The 22,273-nt window shown below is 62.9% G+C and carries 19 protein-coding genes and 1 pseudogene; 6 read left to right on the top strand and 14 right to left on the bottom strand.

Translation table 11 applies throughout. The annotated features are described in order from the left end of the window. Window position 1 precedes the first annotated feature (1 nt). The 11 genes from RA302_RS19130 to RA302_RS19180 all read right to left on the bottom strand — a co-directional run bounded on the left by RA302_RS19130 (window position 2) and on the right by RA302_RS19180 (window position 11,592). Window positions 2–778 carry an enoyl-CoA hydratase gene (locus tag RA302_RS19130; protein WP_003941374.1) on the bottom strand — a complete coding sequence of 259 codons (777 nt, stop codon included), beginning with the start codon at window positions 776–778 and terminating at the stop codon, window positions 2–4. Further along, the gene (gene mmsB / locus RA302_RS19135; protein WP_070160856.1) at window positions 778–1,671 is read right to left on the bottom strand and encodes a 3-hydroxyisobutyrate dehydrogenase; all 894 of its coding nucleotides are present in this window, start codon (window positions 1,669–1,671) and stop codon (window positions 778–780) included. The genes RA302_RS19130 and mmsB overlap by 1 nt, the downstream gene beginning before the upstream one ends. Before the next feature lie 23 nt (window positions 1,672–1,694). Further along, window positions 1,695–2,753 (bottom strand): enoyl-CoA hydratase/isomerase family protein, encoded by a 1,059-nt coding sequence (locus tag RA302_RS19140; protein WP_070160854.1) that lies wholly within the window; start codon window positions 2,751–2,753, stop codon window positions 1,695–1,697. Then, on the bottom strand, window positions 2,750–3,910 hold the full coding sequence (locus RA302_RS19145; RefSeq protein WP_064075262.1) for an isobutyryl-CoA dehydrogenase: 1,161 nt from the start codon (window positions 3,908–3,910) through the stop codon (window positions 2,750–2,752). The genes RA302_RS19140 and RA302_RS19145 overlap by 4 nt, the downstream gene beginning before the upstream one ends. A 14-nt stretch (window positions 3,911–3,924) precedes the next feature. Next, window positions 3,925–5,442, bottom strand: coding sequence for a CoA-acylating methylmalonate-semialdehyde dehydrogenase (locus RA302_RS19150; RefSeq protein WP_215515999.1), 1,518 nt, complete (start codon window positions 5,440–5,442; stop codon window positions 3,925–3,927). Between the two features lie 129 nt (window positions 5,443–5,571). Continuing rightward, entirely contained in the window at window positions 5,572–6,294 is a 723-nt protein-coding gene (locus tag RA302_RS19155) for a copper homeostasis protein CutC (RefSeq protein ID WP_338477544.1), read from the bottom strand. Window position 6,295: 1 nt separating this feature from the next. Continuing rightward, window positions 6,296–7,075, bottom strand: a complete 780-nt coding sequence (gene nagB / locus RA302_RS19160) for a glucosamine-6-phosphate deaminase (protein WP_070160849.1) — start codon at window positions 7,073–7,075, stop codon at window positions 6,296–6,298. After that, on the bottom strand, window positions 7,063–8,307 hold the full coding sequence (locus tag RA302_RS19165; protein WP_070160847.1) for an N-acetylglucosamine-6-phosphate deacetylase: 1,245 nt from the start codon (window positions 8,305–8,307) through the stop codon (window positions 7,063–7,065). Before RA302_RS19165 ends, nagB begins: the two co-directional genes overlap by 13 nt. Further along, window positions 8,304–9,977, bottom strand: a complete 1,674-nt coding sequence (ptsP, locus tag RA302_RS19170; protein ID WP_042445310.1) for a phosphoenolpyruvate--protein phosphotransferase — start codon at window positions 9,975–9,977, stop codon at window positions 8,304–8,306. Before ptsP ends, RA302_RS19165 begins: the two co-directional genes overlap by 4 nt. Further along, entirely contained in the window at window positions 9,977–10,246 is a 270-nt protein-coding gene (locus tag RA302_RS19175) for an HPr family phosphocarrier protein (RefSeq protein ID WP_003941322.1), read from the bottom strand. Before RA302_RS19175 ends, ptsP begins: the two co-directional genes overlap by 1 nt. 2 nt (window positions 10,247–10,248) lie before the next feature. After that, complete coding sequence (locus RA302_RS19180) at window positions 10,249–11,592, bottom strand: PTS transporter subunit EIIC (RefSeq protein WP_003941307.1); 1,344 nt, start codon at window positions 11,590–11,592, stop codon at window positions 10,249–10,251. 327 nt (window positions 11,593–11,919) lie between these two features. Here RA302_RS19180 and RA302_RS19185 point away from each other — a divergent pair, with 327 nt between their 5' ends. Both RA302_RS19185 and RA302_RS19190 read left to right on the top strand, forming a co-directional pair. Next, window positions 11,920–12,150 (top strand): PTS glucose/sucrose transporter subunit IIB, encoded by a 231-nt coding sequence (locus tag RA302_RS19185; protein WP_003941324.1) that lies wholly within the window; start codon window positions 11,920–11,922, stop codon window positions 12,148–12,150. Further along, the gene (locus tag RA302_RS19190) at window positions 12,147–12,605 is read left to right on the top strand and encodes a glucose PTS transporter subunit IIA (protein WP_070160845.1); all 459 of its coding nucleotides are present in this window, start codon (window positions 12,147–12,149) and stop codon (window positions 12,603–12,605) included. Before RA302_RS19185 ends, RA302_RS19190 begins: the two co-directional genes overlap by 4 nt. 54 nt (window positions 12,606–12,659) lie before the next feature. On the opposite strand, the gene RA302_RS19195 is transcribed toward RA302_RS19190, so the two are convergent. The 3 genes from RA302_RS19195 to RA302_RS19205 form a co-directional block, all read right to left on the bottom strand. Continuing rightward, the gene (locus RA302_RS19195) at window positions 12,660–13,409 is read right to left on the bottom strand and encodes a GntR family transcriptional regulator (protein WP_007726130.1); all 750 of its coding nucleotides are present in this window, start codon (window positions 13,407–13,409) and stop codon (window positions 12,660–12,662) included. 149 nt (window positions 13,410–13,558) lie between these two features. After that, on the bottom strand, window positions 13,559–14,332 hold the full coding sequence (locus RA302_RS19200; protein ID WP_047270178.1) for an SWIM zinc finger family protein: 774 nt from the start codon (window positions 14,330–14,332) through the stop codon (window positions 13,559–13,561). Then, window positions 14,329–17,145 carry a DEAD/DEAH box helicase gene (locus RA302_RS19205; RefSeq protein WP_058227690.1) on the bottom strand — a complete coding sequence of 939 codons (2,817 nt, stop codon included), beginning with the start codon at window positions 17,143–17,145 and terminating at the stop codon, window positions 14,329–14,331. The genes RA302_RS19200 and RA302_RS19205 overlap by 4 nt, the downstream gene beginning before the upstream one ends. A gap of 63 nt (window positions 17,146–17,208) precedes the next feature. On the opposite strand from RA302_RS19205, the gene RA302_RS19210 reads away from it, so the two are divergent. The 4 genes and pseudogenes from RA302_RS19210 to RA302_RS19225 all read left to right on the top strand — a co-directional run bounded on the left by RA302_RS19210 (window position 17,209) and on the right by RA302_RS19225 (window position 22,260). Next, window positions 17,209–18,129 carry an NADP-dependent oxidoreductase gene (locus RA302_RS19210; RefSeq protein ID WP_054827462.1) on the top strand — a complete coding sequence of 307 codons (921 nt, stop codon included), beginning with the start codon at window positions 17,209–17,211 and terminating at the stop codon, window positions 18,127–18,129. A 107-nt stretch (window positions 18,130–18,236) separates the two neighbouring features. Beyond that, window positions 18,237–18,443: pseudogene (locus tag RA302_RS19215) on the top strand (deoxyribonuclease); the annotation flags it as partial. Between the two features lie 74 nt (window positions 18,444–18,517). After that, window positions 18,518–19,777, top strand: a complete 1,260-nt coding sequence (locus tag RA302_RS19220) for a site-specific integrase (RefSeq protein ID WP_011133407.1) — start codon at window positions 18,518–18,520, stop codon at window positions 19,775–19,777. Next, entirely contained in the window at window positions 19,774–22,260 is a 2,487-nt protein-coding gene (locus RA302_RS19225; RefSeq protein WP_011133408.1) for a site-specific integrase, read from the top strand. Before RA302_RS19220 ends, RA302_RS19225 begins: the two co-directional genes overlap by 4 nt. Window positions 22,261–22,273 lie beyond the last annotated feature (13 nt).

The following is a 22,273-nucleotide window of genomic DNA, read 5'->3' on the forward strand; positions in this document are numbered from 1 at the left end:
TTCAGCGATGCTTGAATTCTGCCGACCGCTTCTCCACGAACGCGGTCATGCCTTCCTTCTGATCCTCCGTCGCGAAGGTCGAGTGGAACACCCGACGCTCGAAGCGGACGCCCTCGGCGAGGGTGGTCTCGAAGGAGCGGTTGACTGCTTCCTTGGCCATCATCGCAATCGGCAGCGACATCTCGGCGATGGTGGTTGCGGTCTTCAGGGCATCGTCGAGCAGATCGGCGGCCGGAACGATCCGGGCAACCAGGCCTGCACGTTCGGCTTCTTCTGCGTCCATGTTGCGGCCGGTGAGGCACAGCTCCATGGCCTTGGCCTTGCCCACGGCGCGCGTAAGGCGCTGCGAGCCACCGATACCCGGAATGACACCGAGCTTGATCTCGGGCTGGCCGAACTTCGCGGTATCCGAAGCGATGATGAAATCGCAGAGCATCGCCAGTTCGCAGCCACCACCGAGCGCGTATCCGGAGACGGCGGCGATCAGCGGCTTACGAGCTGCTGCGACGCGATCCCACGGGGTGAAGAAATCCTCGACGTATGCGTCCATGTACGTCTTGGACTGCATTTCCTTGATGTCGGCACCGGCGGCGAAGGCGCGCTCGGAACCGGTGATCAGGATGGCTCCGATGCCGTTGTCCGCCTCGAGGTCGGCAACCGCGGCGACGACCTCGTTCATCAGCTCGGAGTTCAGCGCGTTGAGAGCCTTCGGGCGGTTGAGCGTGATGACGCCGACGCGACCCTTACGCTCGAGGATGATGGTGTTGAAGTCGGTCACTACTGTCCTTCGGTCGAACGGTCACGGATGTCGTTGATGATGGCAGAGAAGTCCTGACCGCCACCGCCCGCGGCATGGAAGCGACTGTAGAGTTCGGCGGCCTTGAGTCCGATCTCCGCATCGACGCCGTTGTTGCGCAGCGCATTTGCTGCCAGACCCAGGTCCTTGTCCATCAGTGCAACAGCAAAGCCAGGCTGGTAGTCGTTGTTGGCCGGGCTGGTGGGCACAGGTCCCGGAACCGGGCAGTTGGTGGTCAGTGCCCAGCACTGTCCCGAGGCGTTGGACGCCACGTCGAAGAGCGCCTGGTTGCTCAGGCCGAGCTTTTCGCCCAACACGAACGCCTCGCTGATCGCGATCATCGAAATGCCGAGGATCATGTTGTTGCAGATCTTGGCTGCCTGGCCGACACCGGCGTCGCCGCAGTGAACAACCTTGCGGCCCATCACGTCCAGCAACGGTGACGCGGCTTGGAAGTCAGCCTCGGAACCGCCGACCATGAATGCCAGCGTGCCTGCGGTAGCCCCGACGACTCCACCGGAGACCGGTGCGTCGACGCTGCGGTGACCGGCTGCTTCGGCCTTGTCGTGTGCCTCGCGGGCGACGGCGACGTCGATGGTGGAACAGTCGATGAACAGGGTGCCCGGTGTTGCCACCGGCAGCAGCTCTTCGTACAGACCCAGAACGTGCTTACCGCTCGGCAGCATCGTGATCACGACGTCGGCACCGCGAACGGCGTCGACCGCCGAATCCGCCACCGATGCACCGTCTTTGACTGCCTGCTCCAGCGCCGCAGGTGCCAGGTCGAAACCGACGACCTTGTGTCCGGCCTTGACAAGATTGGCCGCCATCGGGCCACCCATGTGACCGAGTCCGATAAATCCAATGGTGCTCATTAGTGATGCTCCTTCGGCGGTGATCAGTTGCCTTGCGGTTGAGGGGCGAGTCCGAGCTCGTTGTCGCCCAGCGGGGCGAAGTAGGCGTCGACGGATTCTGCCGTGACGTCGTCGAGAGTTGCCGGCAACCACTTCGGGTTTCGGTCCTTCTCCACGACCTGGGCGCGAATGCCCTCGACCAGATCATGTGAGGCGAGCGCAGCGGTCGAGACCCGGAACTCCTCGTTGAGGACTTCTTCCAAGCTTGCTGCTTCCTTGGCATGTCGAAGGGATCGCAGGGTCACCGACAGTGCAATCGGGGACTTGCCGAGAATCTGCTCCGCTGCCTTCTCCGCTTCGGGGATTCCACTTGCGCGAAGACACTCGACGATGGTGGATACGTCGTCGGCGGAGTACGCGGCGTCGATCCAGCTCTGCTGGGCCAACAGTTCCGACACCGGAGCCGGCTCCGCGTACTGCGCCACGGCGTCGGCAACCGAAGACGACGCGAGTGCGGCGATGAACGTCTCGATGTTCTCCGACGGGATGAAGTGGTCAGCGAAACCTGCTGCGATGGCATCGCCGGCGCTCAGTCGCGCCGTGGTGAGCGCGATGTGCGTCCCGAGTTCACCGGGAGCACGCGAGAGCAGGTAAGTTCCGCCCACGTCTGGAATGAAACCGATTCCGGTCTCGGGCATTCCGATCATCGAGCGCTCGGTCACGATGCGAATGTCGCCGTGTGCGGACACTCCGACGCCACCGCCCATGACGATCCCGTCCATGATCGCGACGTACGGCTTCGGGTAGTTCGCGATCTCGGAGTTGAGGATGTACTCCTCACGCCAGAAGTCGAGCGAACCGGTCTTGCCGTCCTTGGCGTCATGGTAGATCGAGACGATGTCGCCGCCGGCGCACAGACCACGCTCGCCGGCGCCCGTGAGTGCGACTGCCTTGACGTCGTCGTCGGACTTCCATTCCTCGAGGGCCTTGGCCATCGCCTTGACCATCGAGTGGTTGAGGGCATTGATCGCCTTGGGACGGTTGAGAGTGATGAGCCCCAGCCCGTCACGCTTTTCGATCAATACCTCGAGCTCGTCGCTCATGCTGCTCCCTGCTTTCCCTGACCTGATGCGACCACGCTGCGGGCGATGACCACCCTCATGATCTCGTTGCTGCCTTCGAGGATCTGATGAACCCGAAGATCGCGGACGATCTTCTCGATCCCGTACTCAGCAAGATAGCCGTACCCGCCGTGAAGCTGGAGGGCCTTGTTGGCTACGTCGAATCCGGTGTCGGTGGCAAAGCGCTTGGCCATCGCACACAACTCCACGACGTCGGACGCTCCGTCTTCGAGTGCGGCAGCGGCGCGCCACAGCAACGTCCTGGCCGCTTCGAGTTCGGTACGCATGTCGGCGAGCTGGAACTGCAGGGCCTGCGACTCGATCAGTGCCGAACCGAAAGCTTTGCGGTCCACCAGATATGCGACTGCCTTCTCCAGCGCTGCCTGGGCCCCACCGACCGAACAGGCGGCGATGTTCAGCCGGCCGCCGTTGAGACCTTTCATGGCGATGCGGAATCCGCTGCCCTCTTCACCGAGCATGTTGGCGGCAGGAACTCGCACGTCTTCGAAGATCACCTGACGGGTGGGCTGCGCGTTCCAGCCCATCTTGATCTCGTTGGCACCGAACGACAGTCCGGGCGAATCCTTGGGCACGATGAACGCCGAGATCCCCTTGGCACCGGCAGATCCGGTGCGTGCCATCACGACGTACACGTCGGAAGTGCCTGCGCCGGAAATGAACTGCTTGACACCATTGAGGATGTAGTCGTCGCCGTCACGAACGGCCTTGGTGCTCAGGCCCGCAGCATCGGAGCCAGCGCCGGGTTCGGTGAGGCAGTAGCTGCCCAGTTGATCCATCGAGCAGAGTCCGGGAACCCACTTGTGGCGCTGTTCGTCGTTGCCGAACTGGTCGATCATCCACGTGACCATGTTGTGGATGGAGATGTACGCGGCGATCGACGGATCGCCCTTGGCCAGCTCTTCGAAGATCCGTGCAGCGTCGACGCGGCTCAGTTCACTGCCACCCACGTCTTCACGAATGTAGATACCGCCCATCCCCAGGGACGCCGCCTTACGGAGGACGTCCACCGGGAAATGCTTGGTCTGATCCCACTCCACTGCGTTGGGCGCCAGATGCTCGGCCGCGAAGTCGCGGGCAGTGTCACGAATCGCCCGCTCGTCATCGGTCAGAGTAAACATGGAAAGTGTTCCGATCAGTTCATCGTGGGGATGACGAAGTGGTTGGTCTCTTCCTTCTTGCCGGAAGGCCAGCGCTGCGTCACGGTCTTGGTCTTGGTGTAGAAGCGGAAGGAGTCGGGACCGTGCTGGTTCAGGTCACCGAATCCGGAGCGCTTCCAGCCACCGAAGGTGTGGTACGCGATCGGGACCGGGATCGGCACGTTCACGCCGACCATGCCGACGTTGACGCGAGCGGTGAAGTCACGCGCGGTGTCGCCGTCGCGGGTGAAGATGGAGACGCCGTTGCCGTACTCGTGTTCGGTCGGAAGACGCAGTGCCTCTTCGTAATCGGCAGCGCGGACCACCTGAAGGACGGGTCCGAAGATCTCTTCCTTGTAGATGCGCATGTCCGAGGTGACGTTGTCGAACAGGGTTGCGCCGGCGAAGAATCCACCTTCGTGGCCTTCGAGGGTGAAGCCGCGGCCGTCGACGACTGCCGTTGCGCCCTCGTCGATGCCGATCTGCACGTAGTTGTTGACGCGGTCGAGGGCATCCTGGCAAACGAGCGGTCCGAAATCGACGCCTTCGTCGTCACTGCGACCGATCTTGAGCTTCGCGACGCGCTCCTTCAGCTTCGCGACAAGAGAGTCCGCGGTCTCCTCGCCGACGGGAACGGCAACCGAGATGGCCATGCAACGCTCGCCGGCGCTGCCGTAGCCCGCACCGATCAGGGCGTCGGCAACCTCGTCGAGGTCGGCGTCCGGCATGACGATCGCGTGGTTCTTGGCGCCACCGAAGCACTGTGCGCGCTTGCCGTGAGCTGCGGCCGTCTCGTAGATGTACTGAGCGATCGGCGTGGAGCCGACGAAGCCGACGGCCTTGATGCGATCGTCGGTGAGCAGAACGTCGACAACCTCCTTGTCACCGTTGACCACGTTGAACACACCCGCGGGCAGTCCCGCTTCGAGGAACAACTCGGCCAGGCGCAGCGGCACGGAGGGGTCGCGCTCGGAGGGCTTGAGGATGAAGGCGTTACCGGCGGCGAGGGCGGGGCCGGCCTTCCACAGCGGGATCATCGCGGGGAAGTTGAAGGGCGTGATGCCGGCAACGACGCCGAGCGGCTGACGCATGGAGTACACGTCGATGCCGGTGCCGGCACTCTCGGTGAATTCACCCTTGAGCAGGTGCGGAGCGCCGACGGCGAACTCGATGACCTCGAGGCCGCGCTGGATGTCGCCCTTGGCGTCGGCGACGGTCTTGCCGTGCTCGGACGAGAGGAGGCGGGCCAGAGAATCCATCTCGGCCTGGGCGAGCTGCAGGAACTTCATCAGCACGCGGGCACGCTTCTGCGGGTTGAACGCTGCCCACACCTGCTGCGCCTCTTCGGCATTGGCGATGATGGCTTCGGTCTCGGCCTTGCTCGCGAGGGGAACGCGGGCCTGCACCTTGCCGGTGTTGGGATCGAACACGTCCGCAAATCGATCAGATGTCCCGGGAACACGCTTGCCACCGACGAAGTGCGTCAACTCGTGAACCGTCGCATTTTCAACCATTGTGCTAACCCGTTCCTTGCTCGTATGGACCGCCCAGGAGGCAGCAGTGAATATGTCTACCATCCTATAGTTGGATGTCCATGTATGTCTAGAGCCCAAGGGCTGTGCGCCTTTATTAACCGCGGGGGGTTAATAAAGGCGCACAGCGCGGAGCGCGGCTGCCGCTTCCTGCACGACTACTGCATCGGTGACGTCGTATCCGTCCGATCCCCCACCAGGTCCGCCGGAAACTGCGACAACCTTGCGCGCCGAGAGATGCACCGCATCGACGCCGACGGCAGCGATTGCCGGGATGTCGTCGACGGTTATTCCGCCACCGGCCATGATCTGGATCCGGCCCGCGGCATGTTCGACCATTCGACCGATCTCGTCGAGTCCCTCATTGCAAGTGTTCGCACCCCCGGACGTCAGCACGCGGGTCACGCCCAGGTCGATCAGTTCGTCCAGCGCGGTCAGACGGTCGGTCACCACGTCCATCGCACGATGTACTGTCACCTCGACCCGCGCACGGTCCACGCATCCGATGATGCGGCGCAGCACGACGGTGTCGATCGAATAATCTTCTGTCAGCGCGCCGATCACGATGCCGGAAGCTCCACCGGCCACAGCAGCATGTACGTCGTGCTCCATCACCCACACTTCGTCGGGTGAGAACACAAAACCTCCGGCGCGCGGACGGATCAGCGGGTGAACCGCGATCCCCACTTCCGACGCAGCCTCGATCACTCCGATGCTGGGCGTCAATCCCCCCGTCGGGCCGAGTGCCGCACACAACTCGACTCGAGTCGCTCCCACCGAACGCGCGATCCTCGCCCCCCGCACGTCCTGCACTGCCAGCTCCAGAACCGTCATGTCAGAAGGGCTGCCACGACGGCTTGTGTTCGAGCGCATACCGGTAGTAGTCGGCAAGTTTGAGTGAACTGGCCGCAGCTTCGTCGATGACGACGGTGACATGGCGATGCAATTGCATCACCGAAGCCGGGCAGAAAGCAGACAACGGACCTTCGACGGCAGCGGCGATCGCATCAGCCTTGCCTTCTCCGGTCGCGATCATCACCAGATGCCTTGCATCGCTGATGGTTCCGAGGCCCTGGGTGAGCACGTGATGTGGGACGTCGTCCACACCGTCGAAGAAGCGTGCGTTGTCGATCCGGGTCTGCTCGGTCAGCGTCTTCACGCGAGTTCTCGAGGTCAACGACGATCCGGGCTCGTTGAAGCCGATGTGGCCGTCGGTACCGATGCCGAGCAACTGCACGTCCACTCCCCCGGCCGCCGCGATGCTCTGGTCGTACCGGGCGATCTCCTGCTCCGGGCACGGCGCTTCACCGTTGGGACTGGACACCATCGCGGGATCCAGGTTGACGTGATCGACGAACTCCGACCGAATCACCGAGTAGTACGACTGCGGATGGCGTTTCGGCAATCCCAGGTACTCGTCGAGCAGGAATGCCCGAGCCAGCGAGAAGTCGAGTTCGGCGTCGCGATGCCTCGCTGCCAGTTCACGATAGGTTCCGATCGGCGACGACCCCGTTGCGAGACCGAGCGTCGTCGCCCCGGCTCTGACGTAGCCTTCGACGATGTCCGCGACGGTCGAGTCGACCTCCGCGGGTGTCGGCTGAATTACGATTTCCATGATTTTTCCTTTCCGGCGGCTTTTCCGCCGAGTAGTACACGCCCCAGGCGCAATTGACGATCGGTGACCACGATGTCGGCTCGGCAGCCCACGGCCAGCGATCCGATCAGGTCGCCAAGTCCCAGCAGACGCGCTGGGCTCCGAGTTGCCGCTGCGACAGCATCTTCCAGCGCGACGCCGCCGCCGAAGACGGTGCTGCGCAGGACGTCGAGCAACCTCGCGGTCCCTCCGGCGATCGCGCCGACCGAGCCGTCGGTCGTCGCGAGCCGTGCGACGCCCGCCTGTACGGTGACGTCGAGCGCACCGAGTTGGTAGTCGCCGTCGTCCATTCCCGCCGCGGCCATCGAATCACTGACCAAGGCGATCTGGTCCGGTCCGACAGCGTCGAAGACCATCGACACGGTCTCGGGCGCAAGATGCACACCGTCTGCGATCAGTTCCACCACCATCTCGCCTCTCGCGGCAGCCGCCAGGCACGCCGCGACGGGACCCGGAGATCGATGGTGCAGGGGCGGCATCCCGTTGAAGAGGTGGGTCGCGCTGATCTGTCCGGCCCAATCCCCGTGCACCGCAGCATCGATGCGCGCCGACGTCGTTGCCGCGTCGGCATCGGTGTGACCGAAACTCGGCACGATGTTGCGATGACGCATGATCGCGAGCAACTCTTCGAAATTCTCGGTCTCGGGCGCCAAGGTCATGGACCGCACGGTCCCCCGCGCAGCGTCACACACGGCTTCGAGCAGATCCGGATCACCGGGAATGATCGCTGCCGGATCCTGGGCACCGCAGCGGACGCCGTTGATGAACGGCCCCTCGAGGTGGATACCCAGAAGTTCTCCGCGTTCGACCAGATCGGCGAGCATCGTTGCTTGTCGCACCAGATCTGCGCGCGGTGCGGAGACCAGGCTGGCCAGCATTCCGGTCGTGCCGTGCTCACAATGGTGCGCCGCCGCGCGGCTCGCTCCATCGGCGTCGGTGTTCGGGAAACCAGCACCCGCGGCGCCGTGGCTGTGGACATCGATCAAGCCGGGCATGATCACCGTGTCGGTGCGTTCCGGAATGACGACGACGGGTGCGGAAGCCACGTAGTCCGCAGCCGAGCCGACCCAACTGATCTTTTCGCCGTCCACGACGACGACTCCGTCGTGAATCTTCCCGGCCGGAGATCCGATCACCGTTCCCCGCAATACGATCGGATCGCCGACAGCAGCAGCCGAGCCTGATGTACTCATGCCGACTCGCGAATCCGCGCGACGGCCGCTCTACCCTCGATCGGGTTTCGCGCGCCCCGCGCCGCCGCGGCCATGTCCTTGCACACCGCCAGATCGAGAGAGGCCAGTTGCGCGCGAACTGCGCCCAATGCCGGGACCGACATCGACAGACTCGTCACGCCCAAACCGACCAGAACCGGAGCCAACAGCGGGTCAGACGCGGATTCTCCGCACACACCAACAGGTTTTCCGGCATCGGCGCCCGCCTGACCGACCATCGCGATCAGATCGAGGACCGCCGGCTGCCACGGATCGAGCAGTTGCGCCAGGCCTCCGGCCATACGATCCACGGCGCAGGTGTACTGGCTCAGATCATTGGTACCGATACTGACAAAATCGAGGTGCTCGAGGATATCCTTCGCCCGCAACGCTGCAGCTGGAACCTCGATCATCGCTCCGACCTTGCCGATCCCCCGCGAACGCGCAAGTTCTGCAAAGTCTTTCGCCTCGTCGGCCGTAGCTACCATCGGCGCCATGACCCACAGATCGGCACCCGTCGCATTGCCTGCCGCCGCGAGGGCGTCGAGCTGGCTGATGAGCGTGTCGGGATAAACCGTGCCGACACGGAGCCCGCGGATACCAAGGGCCGGATTCTCCTCGACCCCGAGATCGAGAAACGGCAACGGCTTGTCCGAACCCGAATCGAGAGTGCGGACCACCACCTTCTGTCCGGCGAAGTGCCCGAGCACCGACGCGTACGTCTGTGCTTGCTCCTCCACCGACGGCGCGTCGTGACGCCCGAGGTACGAGAATTCGGTACGGAACAGTCCGACGCCCTCGCAATCCGCCGCTCCGGCCCGCGCGGCGTCCTCGAGGGTTCCGATGTTGGCCGACAACCTCACCGCGAACCCGTCACGCGTGCGTCCTGGACCCTGTGCCGAAGCCGACTGCTCTGCCACGAACGATGCTTCGAGGACAGCGCGCTCGCGCATTTCTGCCGAGGGATCGATGGTGACCGTCCCGGTGGTGCCGTCGAGGATGAGAAGTTTTCCCTCCGCCAGCAGATCGGTTCCCGAGCAGTTGACCACGGCCGGGATTCCGAGCGACTTCGCCAAGATTGCGGTGTGGCTGGTCGGACCTCCTTCGGCAGTCAACAATCCGACCACGTCACTGGTGCCCAACGTCGCTGTATCCGCCGGAGCGAGGTCGCGCGCCACCAGGATGTACGGATGACCGGGAGCGGGGATTCCGGGCATCGGTTCCCCGCGAAGAACGGCCACGGCTCGCTGCCCGAGATCGCGCAAATCCGTTGCCCGCTCGGCCATGTACCCACCGAGCGCCGTGAGCTTTTCACAGAATGCGTCGAAGGCAACTGCGACGGCGTGTGCGGTCGGCAGCCCCGATTCCAGGTTCGCCTTGGCCGCCTTCACGATGCCCGCGTCGCGCGCCATCGCAGCCGACGTCGTCAGGATCTCCGCGGAGACGCCCTCGACTGTCTTTGCACGCGAGAGCAGTTCCTCCGCGACGGCGTCCAGTGCCTCACGGATCCTGATCAGCTCCGCCTCGGGACTGCCCGTGATCGGGTCCGCCGCCGAGGTTGGCTCAGGCGTGGAGAATCGCAACCACGGCGCGCAGACCGAACCCGCGCTCACTCCGATACCCGCGATGCGGTTGTCCACACTCGCCGTCATCAGGCTTCGTCCAGTTCGGATGCGAGAAGCTCTGCGAGCGAACCGACCGCAGCGTCGGCGCCGTCACCGTCAGCACGCAAGGTCACCGAATCCCCGAATGCTGCACCGAGAGTCATGACAGACAACATGCTGGAGGCATCGACGGGTTCGCCGTCGCCGAGCGCGATGGTGACGTCTACCGGTAGATCGGCTGCGGCGCGCGCGAAGAGCGCTGCGGGTCGTGCGTGGAGTCCGACGCGGGATCCGATTGTCGTGGTTGCGATCGCCATGTTCAGCGTCCTTCCAGTTCCTTGTCGAGCTTGTTTTCCAGTTCGGCGACGAGCGGGGCGTCGGTGCGGCTGTCACCTTCGGCAGCCAGTGCCAGTTCGGCCTCGAGCAGCGCTGGGTCGGGCTCACCTGCGGCCACCTCGACCTCTTCTTCTCGTCCTGGCGTGCGCAGATTCCACTTCTTGATGACGAAGCTGAAAAGGAAGTAGTAGATCACGGCGTAGCCGAGTCCGATCGGGATCAACATCCATGCGTTGGTTGCCTTGCCGAAGTTCAACACGTAGTCGAAGAAGCCTGCGGAGAACGTGAATCCGTCGTGAATCCCGAGCGCATTGACCAAGGCCATCGACGTTCCGGTCAGGAGCGAGTGGATGACGTACAGGGGCCACGCGACGAACATGAAGGAGAATTCGAGCGGCTCGGTGATACCGGTGAGGAATGCGGTCAGGCCGGTGGAGAGCATGATGCCGCCGACGAGCTTCTTCTGAGAAGGCTTGGCGTTGCGCCAGATTGCGAAGGCTGCAGCGGGGAGGGCGAACATCATGATCGGGAAGAAGCCGGTCATGAACGTACCGGCGGAGGGGTCGCCGGCGAAGAACCGGTTGAGGTCACCGCGAACGATCTGACCGCTCGCGTCCTGGTAGTCGCCGATCAGAAACCACACGGCGGAGTTCAAGATGTGGTGCAGGCCCGTGGGGATCAGGAGGCGGTTCGCTGCGCCGTAAATGCCGCCGCCCACAACGGTATTGGAAGCAACTGCTTCACCGACCCAGTTGAGGCCGGAGTTGAACAAGGGGTACACGAATGCCATCAGGACACCGACCACAAGACCGGTGATCGCTGTCAGGATGGGAACGAGCCTGCGCCCGTTGAAGAACCCGAGATAATCGGGAAGCTTCGTTCGATAGAACCGCTGCCACAAGATCGCCGACAGCAAGCCCATCACGATACCGGCGAGCACACCGTAGTTGATCAGGGATTGATCCCCGTTCGGGTCCGTCTTCCCTTCGAGGACGATCGGCGACATCGCCTTGAACACGCCGTCGATCACCATGTAGCCGACGACGGCTGCCAAGGCAGTCGATCCGTCGGCCTTCTTGGCCCAGCCGATCGCGATACCGACGGCGAAGATCAGCGGCAGCCACGTGAAGACTGCTTGTCCTGCCGCAGAGATCACTGCAGCAGCACTGTGCATCGAACTGAATCGCCCGAGCAGGTCGTCCTGGCCGAGGCGGAGCAAGATTCCCGCAGCCGGCAGAACGGCGATCGGAAGCATCAAGCTTCGGCCGAGGCGTTGAACCCCGGCGAACACTTTCGATTCCTTCTTCGGGGTGTCTTCGAGAGTCATCAAGGACCTTCTTCGTTCGCCGGGCCGCGTCGCGATCGGCCGCTGGTTCTGGAAATTCGGGTGTCGTACACGTGCAGGTTTCGTGAAAATGCAGGTCACGGTTCTTGCTCGGAAGTGAGGCCGAAACCGTTTTGTCGAAACTGTTGTGGAGCCGGACTTCCAACGGGTACTGTCCGGTCATAACCAGTTGTAGTTTTACCTGGTGGAGGCGAGTTGTCAACACCCAAATGTGACATACGTAACCGGGATAGCCTTGACCAGCAACTAGTCAGCCCACCTGTACGACCGTTCAACGATCACGACCAACCCGACAATCAGGAGCAGCAAATGTCGAAAGCGGAAGCAATCATCAAGGGCCTCGGCGGCGCAGAGAACATCGTCGAGATCGAGGCTTGCATCACCCGCCTGCGTACCGAGGTCAAGGACGGAGCGAAGGTGAACGAGTCCGCTCTCAAGGCTGCCGGCGCACACGGCGTGCTCAAAGCCGGAACGGTTGTCCAGGTCATCGTCGGGCCCGAGGCCGACACCCTTGCCGAGGACATCGAGGACATCCTGTGACGGTCGTCCTCGCCCCGCTGCCCGGCCGGGTCGTCGCACTCGCGGACGTCCCGGACCCGGTGTTCGCTCAGCAGATGGTCGGCTCGGGCGTCGCGATCGAACCCGCCCGCGGTCAAGGCCCGCTCACGGTCGTGGCGCCGATCAGCGGAAAGATCCTGAAACTGCACCCCCACGCGTTTGTGATCTTCGGCGAGAAGGCCACCGGCGTGCTGGTCCATATCGGCATCGACACGGTCAAGCTGGAAGGCGACGGATTCACGCTCATCGCCGCCGAGGGTGACACCGTCGATGCGGGTGATCCCGTTGTCAGCTTCGATCCAGCGCACATCGACACGACCGGCTACTCGGCGATCTGCCCGGTTGTCGTAATGGATTCCAAACCGGACACCGTCGAATCCCCTTCCGTCGGTGGGGACGTCGCCACTGGCGACACTCTGTTCGACTGGTCGGCGTAACGCAAAGGGCGAGCACACCGGAAGGTGTGCTCGCCCTTTCGCTTCGAACGATGACTATTGGTCGCCGCGCGTTTTGGGCCGCGCTTGGCCCTGGACTTCCATCTGCAACTGGTAGCGGTCGGATCGGTACCAACTGCGAGTGTGCTCGACCGGTGCGATCTCGCTGAACGACACTCGATCGAAGTACAGAACCGGAGCGCCCTTACGAGTGCCCAGGAGAGTCGCGATCTCCGTACTGGCACCATCGGCACTGACTGTCTGCTCTGCCCGATCGATCGGCTTGTCGTACTTGTCGGCGGTTGCCCGATAGATCGAACCCGTCAAGTCCATGTCGAGTAAACCCGGCAACAGTTCGGGATTGAACCAGCCGTCGTCCACGCTCACCGGCTCGCCGTCGGCAAGGCGCAAGCGCTTGACGTGGTAACCGTCGGAACCCGGTCGCATATTCAGTGCGGCAGCAGTGTTTTCGGGGACCGGCCCCTGTTCGCTGACCAGGACCACTGTCGTGGGGTGATGCCCCTGGGCGCGCATTTCCTCGGTGAAGGATGCAAGGTGCAGCTTGGATTGGACAGCACGGTGCGCAACGAAGGTTCCCTTGCCACGCACGCGAACGAGGTGTCCGTCATTGACCAGTTGCCCGATTGCCTCGCGAACGGTGATCCGACTGACGCCGTAGTCCTGCATCAGGTTTCGCTCGCTGGTCATCAAGTCGCCAGGCTGGAGTTCTTGGGTGCACTTGCGCAGGAGAATGGTGCGCAACTGTTCGTGTTTGGGTATTGCGCTGTCGCGCAAATGAACGGGCATCACAGCGACTGTCCCTCCGAGAAATGAATAGTCGTCTATTCGCCGACGACAACGACCTGAAATCGCAGGCAGGTCCCGACCGGACCGGTCCAATTAACGATACTGGAATTTACGACAGGAAACTAGCACCAGTCCGGAGTTGTCCGATTTCAACCGTCCAACCGTCGGTAGATGGACCGTATTTCGTCCAAGGCGACGTTCTGCTGAGCCATGTCCAATCCCAATGCCGCAACCGCCTCGCGCAACCGCCTGATATCCAGATCGTCGATCGCCGCGCGAAAAGGCACCTTCGGTAGCGCAGGGAGGGCAGCCGCGATTCCGAACCAATTCTCGACGTCCACCGAAACAGTCGACTCGTCTTCCACTCCCCCGATCAACTGCTCCAGGTCGACCCCGCGAAGTCTCAGCAACCTGAGCGGATCGGTGTCGATTCGCTCCGCGGTCAAGAACGCCACGGCCGCAGCGTGTTTGCACGGCCAACCGACATCGGGGCAGGTGCAGTCGAAGCGAAAAGCCGACGGGCCGTCCGGTATCAGTTGAGCAGCAAGCATGTCCGGGACAACGCCGGACACCAGTGCGGCAAGACTTCCCGGCACGCGGCGGATCTTGGTGATGATGTCGTCGATATCCGATTGGTCAAGGGTGTCGATCGACAGCGTGGAAACGAACGGTTGAAGTTGGCTGCCCTGAACCTCGGCCGTCACCACTCCTGGTTCGATGTCGAGCGCCAAGACCTGACCCGAACGCGCATACGTACGCCCACGCGTGACACGAGGTTTGTCGCCGATCTCTTCGACGACCCGAACAAAAGCCTTGCCCCAGAACGTCCTCCCGAACGCTGGACGAGGCTTGACCGGCGCGGGTGCTCGCCGTCGAGGCCCGGTGTACTCACTGAAATCGGGGCCTTTACCGCGCGGACTCATTCGCCCACCGCGTCGTCGCCGAGTCGCAACAACTCGTCCAGTTGCTCGACGCTCATCTCCGTCACCCAGTTCTCACCAGTCCCGACTGCAAGTTCGGCGAGTTCACTTTTACTCGCGATCATCGTGTCGATTCGCTCTTCCAAGGTTCCGACGCACACCATCTTGCGTACCTGAACGTTCTTTCTCTGACCGATGCGGAAGACACGGTCCGTCGCCTGGTTCTCTACCGCCGGGTTCCACCATCTGTCGAGGTGAACCACATGGTTGGCCGCCGTGAGATTCAGACCCGTGCCGCCGGCCTTGAGCGAGAGCACCATGATGGGCGGGCCGCCTTCACCTTGAAATGCCTCGACCATTGCGTCGCGCCCGGCTTTCGACACTCCGCCGTGGAGAAACGGAACTTCGGTGGTGAACCGGTCGGCCAGGTACGGCACCACCAATTCGCCGAACTCACGAAACTGTGTGAACAACAGAACCTTCTCGTCGTCGCCGATGACCGACTCGACGATGTCCTCGACCAGTCCGAGCTTTCCCGAACGGTGTTGCCCGCGGCGCATCACCGGCGAACCGTCGCGCAGGAAGTGCGCGGGATGATTGCACACCTGTTTGAGTTTGGTCAGCGCAGACAGGACGGCGCCCTTGCGCTTCATCCCTTCCGTCCCCTTGATCTGCGCCATCATCTCGTCCACCACGGCGCGGTACAACGCGGCCTGCTCTTCGCTGAGATTCGCTCGAACCGTCATCTCCAACTTCTCCGGGAGATCCGCGATCACGGCGGGATCGGTCTTCACGCGCCGCAGCACAAAGGGGGACGTGACGGCTCGCAGTCGCGAGACGGCAAGCTGATCTTTTTCCCGCTCGATCGGTACGACAAACCTTTTGCGGAACATCTGCTCCGAGCCGAGTACACCGCGATTGGCAAAATCGAGGATTGACCGCAGCTCGTCCAGTCGGTTCTCCACCGGCGTTCCGGTCAGAGCAACGCGATGATCCGCGGGGATGCTGCGAGCAGCTCTCGCCTGAGATGTTTTGGCGTTCTTGATGTGTTGAGCCTCGTCGAGCACTACGCGCCGCCAGTCGAGATCCTTGAGGGCCGCGACGTCGCGGGTCATGAGCGCGTAGGTGGTGATCACGAGGTCACTCTCACGAACTGCCTGTTCCAACTCCGCCCCGGTAGCGCGATCCGAACCGTGATGAACGTAGACGCGCAAGCTCGGCACGAATCGCGCCGATTCACGCTGCCAGTTACCCACAACCGACATCGGGCACACCAAAAGGGTTGCTGTCTTGGACTTCTCGTGCGCAAGTAACGCCAACAGTTGCAGCGTCTTACCCAGACCCATGTCGTCGGCCAGAACAGCGCCGAGCCCGAGAGCACTCATGTACGCCAACCAGTCGAGACCGCGTCGTTGATACGGACGCAAAGTCGCGTTGACCGTCGACGGTACCGCGACCTGCCGCGGAGCCACCGACTGGTCGAGCAGTGCAGAGGCCCATCCGGTTGCCTTCACTTCCTCGACCGGCAGGTCTTTGAGGTCGTCGGCGATCAAGTCCTTGATCAGATCGACGATCGCTCGGTCCCCGCTCGAATGCCGCTGACTGACAAAACGAGCCGCGCGGGCCAGGACGTCTTTGTCCGCCTGAACCCACTCGCCGCGCAACTGGACCAGATCGGACTTCGCATCGACCAGTCGGGTCATTTCCTCGGCGGTGAGTACCTTGTCTCCGAGCGCCAATTCCCAATCGTATTCCAGCAATTGGTCCATACCGACCGTACGATTCTCCGCAACGATCGGAGACGCCGCCGAGGTCACCCGCACACGCAGGGATGGAGACACCACGTTCCAGGCACGCGGAAGCAGCAGCGTGATCCCTCGCTCTCGCAGGACTATCGCGCCGTGTCCGACCAGGTCCATCACTACAGGAGTGGGCAGCAACAGGTCGAGACTGTCCTCGTCGCGCGGCACGTCGCGAAAACGTGGGTAAGCCTTGATTGCCTCTTCGAGTTTGCGGCTGCCGAGCTGGATACGTTTGGGATCGGCCCGGTGCAGTCGAACACGTTCGGGCGCTTCACCTTCAGGACGCAAACACACTTGCAGACGCCACAGCGCATCGTCGTCGGGATCGGAATTGTCGTCGAGTTCAGGCTCGATCAGCCGCAGAACCAGGTCCGGCTCTCCGGCGGTGAACGTCGACCCCCATTCGGCGAGTCCCTCGGCCGCTCGTACCGACACGTCGTCGAAAGCATCCCCGGACAACACGGCCTGCCACAGCGGGGTCTGCACCACCGGATGCGAGTCCCCGAGAGCACGACGGACGATCGGGTCCGTGAGTTCGTTCGTGATGTCTTCGATCGTCGCCCTCGGCGAACCGACCGCCCGCTGCACCGGCGGCATCGCCACTACCAATTCGCCGATCCAGGCGCGCTGGCGTTCCCCCACCGACAACTGCCAGCGTGGCCACCAACTTCCTTCAGCCCGCGTCAGTGCGGGGACCACCCGTCCGGCGCGCACCCAACGGTCTATTCCTCGCGCCACATGTACGAGAAAGTGCAGGTCTCCCGCAATTCGCTGATCGTCGGCCTTGAACCGCAGCAGGAGATCGACTGCGTCCGGCGGCGCTAACGCAACAGCTGCGTACTCACTCTGCAAAGGCCCGCCAGGTACGGGCGGCATAGCGACATTCACACGATGACGGAACTTGCGATGCAGGACAGCACTGACCGGATCACGGGGATCGTCGGTCCCGGCACCGTCGTGCCCGTCGACCCACAGTTTGAGCCCCGATCCCGGTGACCAGAGTCCATGCAGCATCCGACCATCCAATCAGGTGCCACCGACACCACTTCCCGCCTACCGGGCAATAGGCTGGCAGGCATGACGACGGCATACGGCTTCACCGAGTACGGCGGACCCGACACACAATCCTACTTCGACGTCACCTTGCCCCCACCGGGTGCCGGCCAACTGCTGGTGTCGGTCCGAGCGGCGGGCGTCAACCCCGCTGACTGGAAAGTTCGCGCGGGTACTCGAAAAGATACTGTCCCGGTGACGCTGCCTGCGGTTCTGGGCCGCGAAGTGTCCGGTGTTGTCATCGGAGTAGGTCCGCGGGTCACCGAGTTCGAGGTCGGCGACGAAGTGTTCGGCGCTACCGCGACCGGCTTCGGCGGCTACGCCGCGTCGACATTGCTCAACGTCTCCTCGACAGCACACAAGCCGCCTACCGTGTCCTGGGCCGATGCCGCAGTGCTGACGGTTGCGGCAGGAACGGCCTACGACGCACTCCACGATCTCGGTCTGAAACCCGGGGCGACACTCCTGCTGCTCGGCGCCGGCGGCGGCGTTGGTCGCAGCACGATCGCGCTTGCTCTGGCGCGGAGTATCAACGTGATCGGTGTCGCGAGCGAGTCCAAGAGAACCGCGATCGAGGAAGCGGGAGCACGTTGGGTTGCGTCGGGGGACGGCTTCGCAGACGACGTGTCCGCGTTGTCCCCAGTCGGAGTGGACGCGGTTTTCGACCTGGTCGGCGGGGACACTCTCACTCGCGGCGCTGAGCTCGCCCGACCGGACGCACCGATCCTGAGCATCGCCGATCCTCTGGCTGCGAGCCGACTCGGCGGCGGTGGTGTCGAACGCCGAAGAACTACAGCAGTATTCACGGAGGTCGCGGCGCTCGTGGCCGACGGGATCCTCGACCCGTCCGTGTCCGGGCGGTACCCATTCTCCCGCGCTGGGGAAGCGCTCGCTGCAGTCGAAGACGGCCATGCCGCCGGCAAAGTAGTGATCGAGTTCGGCTGATTCCTGTCGGCCCCCGATGGTTCAATCACCGTCTACGACGGACGGCGTTGAATCACCGTCTACGACGGGCGGCGTTGAATCACCGTCTACGACGGACGGGGGCACAGGTGGTTGCACGGTTATTTGCGATCCTGTCGACGCTCGTGCTCGTATGTCTCGTCGCGTCCTGCGGATGGTTCGGGGACGAGCGTCTCGAGTCGGCCCCGGGCAGCCCGACACGATCGGAGCTCGAATCGCTGCTGTCCCGGACCGCGATTGTCGACAACCGCCCACATCCGGGTGGATACGAGCGCGGCTGCGGTAACGGCGAGGCCCCGTTGACTGAACTAAATGCCGAATGGTGCAGGTCTGAAGGGGTGGGGTCGATGTGGGTCGGTAGCTTGCGGACATGAGCGAAGGGGAAAGTTCGAGAGATCTGTCGGGGCTTGTGGTGGCCCGAGTGGGTCGGTTGATAGCGACAGGTCAGGCGGCGGAGCCTTACGTCTTGCAGGGCAGCGACGGTGAACGAGTGGAGTCCGTCGAGGTGTTCTTCCGGGAGCTGATCGCTTCCGGGAGGTCGGTGGCGACGGTGCGTTCGTACGGTATGGATCTGCTCAGATGGTGGCGGTTCCTTCACGCTGTGGACGTGGCGTGGGATCGTGCCGATCGGGTCGATGCCCGCGATTTCAGTTGTTGGATCCAGTTGACGGCGAAGGCACGACAAGGATCAGTGGTGCCGGCCAGCGCCGAGGCGGCTGCTACTGCTGCGGCATCGCCGAATCCTGTCACCGGCAAACCGGCTCTGGGGGCCGGGTACTCGCCGGCGACAGTGGCGCACAGTGAGACGGTGCTGCGAAGTTTCTACGATTTTCATCGGGACGCGGGGACTGGCCCGCTTCTGAATCCGTTCCCTCTCGATCTCTCTCGCCGGTCGAGACGGGCTCATGCGCACCACAATCCGATGGATCATTGGGCACCTGAGCGTGTGGGGCGCTACCGGCCTCGGGTCTCGCAGCGGATTCCCCGAGCGATTCCCGAGGATCTGTTCGATAAGTTGTTCGCGGCGTTGTCGTCGGATCGGGACCGGGCGTTGGTGGCGTTCTGGATTTCATCGGGGGTGCGAGCGTCGGAGCTGTTGGGAGTCCGCGAGTGCGATGTCGACCCGGGGCAGCAGTTGATTACTGTGGTGCGCAAGGGAACACGTGCGGTGGAGCAGGTACCCGCGTCGGCGGACGCGTTCGTCTGGTTGCGGTTGTATCAGGAGCAGTTGCGGGGCGAGGTGCCACTCGGACGGATGCAACCGTTGTGGTGGACACTGCGAAGGCCTCGCCGCCCGTTGAATTACCATGCGGCGCATCGGATGTTCGAGCGTGCGAATGCTACCCTCGGTTCGGATTGGACTCTGCACGACTTACGTCACAGTGCAGCGAGGCGGATGGCCAACGACCCGCACTTGTCCTTGGTGGAGGTCAAAGAGGTGTTGGGGCACGCCCATTTGTCGACGACCGAAATTTATCTGACACCCGATAAGGACGAGGTGATCGCCAGCGTCCTGGCCCACCACGCTCGTACTGCTGATCAGCGGGAACATCCGCGGGCTCCGTCGCCGCCTCCTGCTCCTGGATACGATCCGGCAGCGTTGAGCGTGCTGTTCGGGAGGCCGTTGTGAGCACTGCCGTCAAGCACATGACCCGCCCGGAACGCTTCGAGGTCACACCGGTGCCGCATTCGAGGATTCGCCAACTGCACAAACAGTTTCCACCACGCGAAGGTGAACTCTGGTGGCCGCACACCGCTGCCTCTGCTGAGGAGGTCGAGGCCCGACTGAACTGCTCGGTGCTTGCTGAGGCTGCGGTCACCACCCGAGCCGGACGGCACCGGGGCGTGATCAAGATACTGACCTGGTTGGCTTCGGTGCCAGGCGATACCTGGCAAGCCCGGTGGCTCGCCAGCGGCGCCGAGAACATCCGCGGGTCTCGTTACGGCGCGACAACCTCCTGGGCCGATCTCCCGGTGGAATGGATTGCCGGACACGGGCGCCCTGTCAGACATGATCGCAACGACCTGGCTGCAGGACTGCTGATGTTGCTGTGCCTGGACGTGATCCGGCCGCAGTTGCCGTGGATGCTCTCCCGGGCGCACCCGTTTCTCGCGCCGATGATGGCAAAGCTGCGAGATCCGGACGGATTCGCGCGGTTGGACGAGCTTGCTGCCACTCAGCCGGATACCTCGCGAGACGATGCACGAATCGCAGCGACCAGAATCGCGACCCTGCTGGTATCCAAAGGCGGGACGGTCGCGGAGATCACTGTCGGCGATTGCGTGGAGCTGATCGAAACGATGGCGCAGGTGCACTCCCGCCGCGGTCAGAAGAAGATCGATTTCTACCTGCGACTACGTGCGATGGGCATCTTTCCCGAGGATGCACCACACAGCATCCGTGCGTTCGGCGCTCCGGTCGGACAGTTGACGATCGAACAACTCGTCGACCGCTACCCGATCGAGAACCAACCGATCCGAGCTCTGCTCATCGACTATCTGCGCGAGCGTCAACCCGCGCTGGACTACACCAGTCTCAACTCTCGTGCCCGAGGACTCGCCGGGCTGTTCTGGAGCCGCGTCGAGACACTCGCCCCCGGTATCGACACCCTGGCGCTGCCGCCTGACGTTGCCCGAGCATGGAAGGACGACCTGAGATCGATCACACGCACCGCCGTCGACGCGGCGGGACGAAAGCACGAAACAACTTCGCCCCGAAAGAATTACAAAGACAATCTGTTGCAAGTGCGTGCGTTCTATCTCGACCTCGCGCACTGGGCCGTCGAAGATCCGGCACGCTGGGCGCAGTGGGTGGCGCCCTGCCCGATCAGCGACGCCGAGGTCAAAAGAGGCAAGGAACTCAAACACCGTAAAGCGCGGATGGATCAGCGCACTCGCGAGCGATTGCCTGTCCTGTCGCAGTTGGTTCGGTCCGCAGCTGACCGCCGCGCGGCCGCAGCGGCTCTACTTGTTGCGGCGCAGAACACCGAACCAGGTGAGGTGATCGCGGGAACCGACGGAGAACTGCGACGATCCTTGATCCGTCGGGGAACTGGCCGCGTCGTATGGGCCGACAATACTGTTACCGGTGTTCGCCGCGATCTCACCTACGAGGACGAGGAAGCATTCTGGGCATTCGCCACTATCGAAGTGTTGCGGCTCAGCGGTATCCGTCATGAAGAGCTCCTCGAGCTCAGTCACCACAGCATCACCGAATATCGACTACCTAGTACCGGTGAACTGGTTCCGCTGCTGCAGATAGCTCCATCGAAGACCGATACCGAGCGGCTGATCTTGGTCAGTCCCGAGCTTGCGGAAGTCCTCAGTGCGGTAGTTCAGCGTTCGCGGCAACCCAACGGATCGATACCGCTCGTGGCTGCCTACGATACGCAGGAGAAGCTGTGGAATCCGCCGATGCCGCTGCTCTTTCAGCGGGGAATCGGAAACGAACGCCGAGCGATCCCACCGAGTTTCGTCCGCAAGCTCCTCATCAATGCGCTCACCGTGGCAGCTCTCACCGATGCCAGTGGCGATCCGTTGATGTTTCAGCCCCACGACTTCCGGCGAATATTCGTCACCGACGCGATCATGAACGGCCTGCCACCCCATATCGCACAGGTTATTTGCGGGCACAAGACAATTGACACGACGATGGGCTACAAGGCCGTCTACCCCTCGGAAACGATCGAAGCGCATCGAGCGTTCATCGCGCGTCGTCGTTCGATGAGACCCAGTGAGGAATACCGGACACCGACCGACGAGGAATGGGATGCGTTCTTGTCTCATTTCGAGAAGCGGAAAGTATCGGTCGGGACCTGCGCACGGTCGTTCGGCACACCCTGCATCCATGAGCATGCTTGCGTCAGATGCTCACTCCTGCGGCCGGATCCAACGCAGCGAGGCAGGCTCGAAGAAATCCGAGACAACCTCGAAGCCCGCATCATCGAAGCCAAACAGGAAGGCTGGCTGGGTGAAGTCGAAGGACTGCAGGTCAGCTACACCGGAGTCAGGGACAAGATCGCACAGGTCGATGCCACGATGAAACGAGGATCGGCAACAACTGACCTCGGAATGCCTGGATTCGGATCGATCTCGGGAAGGACTTCCACATGATTACCAAGCTTGA

The organism is Rhodococcus sp. DN22 (genome assembly GCF_036669995.1).
Classification (GTDB): Bacteria; Actinomycetota; Actinomycetes; order Mycobacteriales; family Mycobacteriaceae; genus Rhodococcus_F; species Rhodococcus_F erythropolis.

Excerpts from the sequence above, each read along its gene's own strand:
- mmsB (WP_070160856.1), bottom strand. The coding sequence starts at position 1,671 with ATGAGCACCATTGGATTTATCGGACTCGGTCACATGGGTGGCCCGATG.
- RA302_RS19140 (WP_070160854.1), bottom strand. The coding sequence starts at position 2,753 with ATGAGCGACGAGCTCGAGGTATTGATCGAAAAGCGTGACGGGCTGGGG.
- RA302_RS19145 (WP_064075262.1), bottom strand. The coding sequence starts at position 3,910 with ATGTTTACTCTGACCGATGACGAGCGGGCGATTCGTGACACTGCCCGC.
- RA302_RS19150 (WP_215515999.1), bottom strand. The coding sequence starts at position 5,442 with ATGGTTGAAAATGCGACGGTTCACGAGTTGACGCACTTCGTCGGTGGC.
- RA302_RS19155 (WP_338477544.1), bottom strand. The coding sequence starts at position 6,294 with ATGACGGTTCTGGAGCTGGCAGTGCAGGACGTGCGGGGGGCGAGGATC.
- nagB (WP_070160849.1), bottom strand. The coding sequence starts at position 7,075 with ATGGAAATCGTAATTCAGCCGACACCCGCGGAGGTCGACTCGACCGTC.
- RA302_RS19165 (WP_070160847.1), bottom strand. The coding sequence starts at position 8,307 with ATGAGTACATCAGGCTCGGCTGCTGCTGTCGGCGATCCGATCGTATTG.
- ptsP (WP_042445310.1), bottom strand. The coding sequence starts at position 9,977 with ATGACGGCGAGTGTGGACAACCGCATCGCGGGTATCGGAGTGAGCGCG.
- RA302_RS19175 (WP_003941322.1), bottom strand. The coding sequence starts at position 10,246 with ATGGCGATCGCAACCACGACAATCGGATCCCGCGTCGGACTCCACGCA.
- RA302_RS19180 (WP_003941307.1), bottom strand. The coding sequence starts at position 11,592 with ATGACTCTCGAAGACACCCCGAAGAAGGAATCGAAAGTGTTCGCCGGG.
- RA302_RS19185 (WP_003941324.1), top strand. The coding sequence starts at position 11,920 with ATGTCGAAAGCGGAAGCAATCATCAAGGGCCTCGGCGGCGCAGAGAAC.
- RA302_RS19195 (WP_007726130.1), bottom strand. The coding sequence starts at position 13,409 with ATGCCCGTTCATTTGCGCGACAGCGCAATACCCAAACACGAACAGTTG.
- RA302_RS19200 (WP_047270178.1), bottom strand. The coding sequence starts at position 14,332 with ATGAGTCCGCGCGGTAAAGGCCCCGATTTCAGTGAGTACACCGGGCCT.
- RA302_RS19205 (WP_058227690.1), bottom strand. The coding sequence starts at position 17,145 with ATGCTGCATGGACTCTGGTCACCGGGATCGGGGCTCAAACTGTGGGTC.
- RA302_RS19210 (WP_054827462.1), top strand. The coding sequence starts at position 17,209 with ATGACGACGGCATACGGCTTCACCGAGTACGGCGGACCCGACACACAA.
- RA302_RS19220 (WP_011133407.1), top strand. The coding sequence starts at position 18,518 with ATGAGCGAAGGGGAAAGTTCGAGAGATCTGTCGGGGCTTGTGGTGGCC.